The organism is Gemmatimonadota bacterium, assembly GCA_026706345.1.
In the GTDB taxonomy this organism is placed as follows: Bacteria; JAAXHH01; JAAXHH01; order JAAXHH01; family JAAXHH01; genus JAAXHH01.
This window is the reverse complement of the sequence record JAPOYX010000249.1, coordinates 1-5,442: the sequence shown is the minus strand read 5'-3', so window position 1 is coordinate 5,442 and position 5,442 is coordinate 1. Positions and strand designations below refer to the sequence as shown.

The 5,442-nt window shown below is 60.0% G+C and carries 5 protein-coding genes; 1 reads left to right on the top strand and 4 read right to left on the bottom strand.

Annotated elements, in window-relative coordinates; all coding sequences use genetic code 11:
* Both OXG98_17900 and OXG98_17895 read right to left on the bottom strand, forming a co-directional pair.
* The coding region (locus OXG98_17900; GenBank protein ID MCY3773884.1) for an IS1634 family transposase at positions 1–619 on the bottom strand (619 nt) is incomplete at its 3' end.
* 250 nt (positions 620–869) lie between these two features.
* Complete coding sequence (locus OXG98_17895; protein MCY3773883.1) at positions 870–2,291, bottom strand: amidohydrolase; 1,422 nt, start codon at positions 2,289–2,291, stop codon at positions 870–872.
* A 75-nt stretch (positions 2,292–2,366) separates the two neighbouring features.
* Here OXG98_17895 and OXG98_17890 point away from each other — a divergent pair, with 75 nt between their 5' ends.
* Positions 2,367–2,768, top strand: a complete 402-nt coding sequence (locus OXG98_17890) for a hypothetical protein (protein ID MCY3773882.1) — start codon at positions 2,367–2,369, stop codon at positions 2,766–2,768.
* 95 nt (positions 2,769–2,863) lie between these two features.
* Here OXG98_17890 and OXG98_17885 read toward each other — a convergent pair whose 3' ends face one another.
* Together OXG98_17885 and OXG98_17880 are read right to left on the bottom strand one after the other, a co-directional pair.
* Positions 2,864–4,057 carry a reductive dehalogenase gene (locus OXG98_17885; protein ID MCY3773881.1) on the bottom strand — a complete coding sequence of 398 codons (1,194 nt, stop codon included), beginning with the start codon at positions 4,055–4,057 and terminating at the stop codon, positions 2,864–2,866.
* A gap of 48 nt (positions 4,058–4,105) precedes the next feature.
* On the bottom strand, positions 4,106–5,442 hold a 1,337-nt coding region (locus tag OXG98_17880; protein ID MCY3773880.1), incomplete at its 5' end, for a hypothetical protein.

Below are 5,442 nucleotides of genomic sequence, written 5' to 3'. Positions count from 1 at the left end.
CGATCTGCAACTTGCCCCGCTTGCCGTCGCGCGAATGGCCCCGCTTGGCCAGCGGGCACTTGCGCCCCTCCAGGTACACCGAGGTCAGGTCGTAGAGCACCAGGGCGTCTTCCTTGAGGTGGCGCTTCGCCAGGGCCCGCTCGATGCGGTCCTGGCGCCCGAGCAGCCAGCCCATGGCCGCGTACAGGTCCTCCTCGTCCACCCGACCCAGCCCCAGCGTCTCCGCCAGCGTGTCGGTCGCCGTGGCCTCGGCCAGGCCCCGGGCGGTGGCCAGCTTGGAACCCGGCTGAAGCACCCGGGCGACGACCATCGCCACCGCGCGGTCGCGTTCGGGCGAGCGTTGCGGGGCGATGAGCCGGTGAAGGCGCAGCCGCTTGAGCGTGCCGAGCACGGCGGCGACATGCCCGTGGGGGCGGGTGCGCTCGATATCGAAGGCCTCCTCGAGCCGCGCCACCGCGGCGCCGCCCTTGAGCAGCACGCGCAAGCCCTCGATCAGGGCGGGGGGCCATTTGGAGAGATTGGCCAGGGTGCGTTTCTTGACTTTGCCGTTGAGTCGGTAGGACTCGCGCAGCAGCACGGCGGGCGGGGAGTTGCGGTTGGGCACGGACTCGATATACATGGCTACTGCTGTTAGCCATGTATATCCATAATGTCAATGAATATATGCGAACATGAGCGACTATTACATGGCTACATATTCCCGCTCAGAAAGCCACAAAAACCCCCGCCCAATCAAACGCTTGGCCACAAAATCAATGGGAAATCAGGGGGAACTTCCGACTAGCGAGCGGCAGCATCGCAATAAAAAACGAGTAGTATTTTTATTTTCATAGTTTTCCCCCGGGGTAGGTCGCTTCTCGACCGCAACTCTAGTTGTTGTCCATCCTGACTCCGCCATTGTACAAGCGCTTGGCTATTCGCGCGCTAAGATCCTGCGCTTCTTGAATTACGCCTGCTTCATCCATCGTTAACACTTGGCGATCTTTCATGATTACTGATCCAGCCACGATCATATGCTTTACGTTCGTTGCCAACGCCGAATAGACAAGAGCCGCATAGTAGTCAAAAATTGGTGTCATATTTGGCGCAGTCGTGTCGACAACAATAATGTCTGCCTGCTTGCCGACCTCCAACGAGCCGATACTGTCTTCCATCCCCAGCGCGCGTGCTCCGCCTATGGTCGCCATGGCAACTATGTCGCGTACCGGCATCGCTTCCCGGTCCGCCAAATTCAGTTTATGAATTTTCCCAACCTGCGGCAGTTCGTCGAGCACACTGAGCCCGTTTCCGGACATCGGTCCATCCGTGCATAGACCGACATTGATTCCTCTTGCCAGCATCGCCGGCACCGGAGCCACGCCTTTTGCTGACTTGGTATTCGCCGACACACAATGTCCTACGCCCACGTCGTATTTTTTGAGTAAAGCGATATCCGCGTCGTCTACGAGAATCGCGTGAGCTATCAATAGGCGCGAAGACAACAAGCCGGTGGTCTCGAGGTACGCGACCGAACTGCGTGCACCACGTGCTGCAATTTCTTCAGATTCTCTTACCGACTCGGCTACGTGACTCGTAACCCTGGTGTCATACTTTTCTGATAGCGCAGCAATCTCCCGTAGAGTTTCAGTGGAATTCGTGTAAGGACCATGCGGCGCAAAGGCCGGGAAAATCCTTGGATGGTCCTTGTATTGATGTATTAAGTCTATCGTTCGCTGAATTGCGTCGGATGGCTTATCAGCATCCGGCGTCTTGAAGGTCATAATGGTTTCGCCAACCACTCCACGCAGACCTGCCTTGTCGAGCACCTCAGCGACTACGCCCTCGAAGTAATACATGTCGACCAATGTCGTCGTACCGCCCTTGATGCTTTCGAGTACCCCCAGGCGCGTCCCGATTCGCACCATCTCCAGATCCGCGAACTGCGCTTCGAGCGGAAAGAGGTACCGGTGAAGTCGATCGGCAATGTCCTCGCCAAGCGTCCGAAATACGGACATCGCCAGGTGCGTATGCGTATTAACGAAGCCTGGCATGACGATGTCGCCGGACACGTCCAATACGTTCGTCGCCTCATAGCGTTCCAGAATGTCGCGCTGCCCGATGTCGACAATCAATCCATCGCTTATGACCACTGCGCCGTTTTCAATAACCCGATACGCCTCATCCATGGTTACAACGGTCGCGTGATCCAGAATCAGATCCGCTTCCTGCCTGCCAGCGTCACTCTGCCCGTAAACCTGTCCGAAAGAGAGGCAAAGCAGGAGACCTGAAACGGTGAACTGTAGTTTTCGCATGGTTACGGACCCACAGGATATTGCCGACACGTTGCGATTCTAACTCAATTGCCGGTACGTCAAGAAGGGCGCAGCTTGAATCTGAACGAACGCATCGATGCCATCGAGGCAGGCTACGAGTTCATGCTCGCCTATGCGGCCCAGGGGCGGCTCACGGACAGCGACGCCAGCGGTTCCGGCGTCGGATTCCAGCTCAGGGAATTCCTCGGCAAGATGGAGTCCGCGCTGGATGGACTGGGCGAGGAGGTTGCCTCGGTCGTTCGACAGCACGGCGCTCTCGACTACGGCGTGGAAGACTTCATCGACGCCGTGGCAGAGGATGCCCGCAAGACCCTGGGCCTGGTCCGGCTGGTCAATTCGCGGCCCGGCATCAGCTCCATGCTCATCGACAACGTCAACGGGTCCATTCACCTGCGGGCCTTGCTGACGGACCTGTTTGTCGTTTCCGAAGCTTTCAAGGGCGATCCGGAAACTTAGCTTCCTGTCCCGGGGCGGTTCTGCGGCCACCGATACGGCGTTACAAGGCTGATACAGCACTGGCAGCCCTCGACGCAAGTCCAACTTCGACTGCCTTACCTTTGTTTCGCCCACCACTGCGGAGCGCTGGCGCGTTCGCGCGGCAGGAAAGTCTTGTCGATCATCAGCATGAGTTTTCTCAACCGGGTTCCAGCGAGACGGCGCCACAGGCGGTTGTACCATTTGCTGAAGTCGCGATTGTACGGGCAGACCCGTATGCAAATGGAGCAATCCGAGTTCTGGCCCACCCAGAAGCGAAAGCACTTCTCGGCGTTCGTGGTCCACTTGAGTACGCCCTTCAGATTCGAAACGCTGTGCGGTTCCCGTGACGGCGCCTGGTGTGGGATCGCCCTGGGCGGGCAGGCGGCGCTGCAGCGTTGGCAGATGTCACAGAATTCCTTCACGCCGAACCGGACGGGCTCGTCGATTTCCAATGGCATGTCGGTAAAGATCTTGCCGAGCCTGAGCCGCGGGCCGTACTCCCTGGTAATCAGAAGGCTGTGCCGCCCGACTTCTCCAAGCCCCGCCTGCACAGCGAGGGGAATCGCCAGGGCAGAGTCGTTCATCGAGGCGACCGCCCGGTAGCCCAGGTTTCTGATGTACTGAGTGATCGTGAGCAATATGACGGTATCGTAGGTATATCCCATGCCGGTGGCCGAACCGGATAGCGCGGAGGGCACCGTCTCCGTCAGACCGAAATCCATGGGCTCGCCGATGACGATGACGTACGGCAGGTCTCCGGGAATATCGACCGGTTTGTCTTTCTGGGTCTGCTCGCTGTAGCGGGTCCTGTAAACCCATCGCTCATCGTATTCGCATATCCCGAGCAGACTGGCCCCGATGCTCTTTGCCGCCCTTCGAAGGTTTCGAGTCGCCGCTTCGGCCGAATCGAAAGGGTAAGGCTCGGGCCAGCCCTCTGCGTGCGACGTAAAGGTATCGAAGAACCCTTCCTTGCGATCGTCACTCTCGCGGCGCACGTCACGCAGGACATTCGTCACGTGCCAGGTGGCATTTCGCAGGGCGTAGTCCCGCTGGCTGAAGCCGTCAGCCTTGCGTGCGCGAGCGTGCGGCATGTAGTGACCGCGAAAGAATTCCGCTGCCTTCTCGCTGGTGATCTCCGGATCCCACTCGGAGCGGCAATAGATTTCATTGCGTTGATCGAAGCGCTCGAAGTCTTCGGAAACGTCGAATCCGGTCTTTGCGTCGATGGGCAGTTTGAACTTCATTTTCTTGCGGCGAGGATGAAGCATCCGCGCCCTGCCGGTCGTGTCCAGCGCACCATGGAGACGCTGGACAGGCTAGCGGATGAGGATCAACTCCTCTTGCGGCGGCGACAGGTACTCGACGCCGTTCTCGGTGGCAATGGCCTCTTCGTGGTCCCACCAGAACAGGTACTGGTCCCTGTCCGGGGGTCCCTCCGACGGCATGTAGAAGAAATACTCCAGCACGAAATGATGGTTCGGAGCGAGAGGAATATCCCAGGCCCATTCGGGGCCGTAGGAACCGATGCGAGGCGAGAGATAGGATTCGACGTGCCACGGCCGGGCGCCCTTCGTCTGGCCATGCGCGTCGATGGAGAGCTGCGTTTTCTCCGGATCGTACCCGGCGGCATAGGTGGGGAAATCGTTCCTGGCATCCACCATGTGAAGCTGGTCGTCGCGGAGGATGATGCCTGCCTCCTCGTACCGCTGTGCGTAGTCGCTCATGATCTCGCGCGGCGTCAGGCCCGCACGGACCGTCTCGACGAGAATCCGGTCGACAAGCAGGTATTGGTCCCAGAGCCGCTGGATTTCCGGCGGCGGTTCCGTTTCTCCCTCGCGAAGCACGTAGGCATAGACGCCCTGGCTCGGCGCTGCCAGGATGTCCCCGCGCTGCACCACTGTGTCCTCGGTCCAGGCATCGCTCCTGCCGCGCTGCGACTCTCCGGTCCACATCCGCCGGAATATCGTCAAGTCGGTGTCGCCAATCCGGGTGACGCCCGGTTCCACTTCGGCCAGGGCCCGCTCCACCAATACCAGCTCGTCCTGACGCATTCGCCTCAGCAACTCGACCTCGCTGGGAACCTGGTGATTGATGTAGTCCATGATCAACCACTCCGCAGAGATCAGCCGACTGGCGTACTCCCCGCCGAGTTCTTCGCTGAGGAGGACGTAATCCGTATGGGAAAGCCCGTCGATACGCCCCCGGTAGGTGGGCCAGGGGCCCAATTCGCGCATGAAATTGACCGCAATGCGTTCCGGGTCGCGCTCGGCGACAAACTCCCCAAGGCCCTGGAACCGGTGGTCGTATTCCGTCAACGGCCCTCCAACCGGTTCCTGAATCCGAACCGCGGGGGCGACGATGTCGTAGGCCCCGCTCTCCTCGACCATCCGGTAGTCGCTTTCTCCCCATCCCCGGTGGGCGACACCCCAGCGGCGGCCCAGGATGGCCCGTTCGATGCGGTCCCCGCCGCGGTCGGTGAAGACGAACACGCCGGAGGCGCTGCCCAGTTCGTCGATGCCGAAGGCATCGGGCACGGCTTCCCGCATCACGTGGATCCACATGTCCACGTTCCGCTCCCGCATGATCTGCGGCAGCACCTGGTCGAACTTGTCCCTGCGGATCTGGTGGTTCTCTTCCGTGTAGTCCACCAGGG

Bases quoted from the DNA above. Each gene is read 5' to 3' on its own strand.
- OXG98_17885 (MCY3773881.1), bottom strand. From the start codon at position 4,057: ATGCTTCATCCTCGCCGCAAGAAAATGAAGTTCAAACTGCCCATCGAC.
- OXG98_17895 (MCY3773883.1), bottom strand. From the start codon at position 2,291: ATGCGAAAACTACAGTTCACCGTTTCAGGTCTCCTGCTTTGCCTCTCT.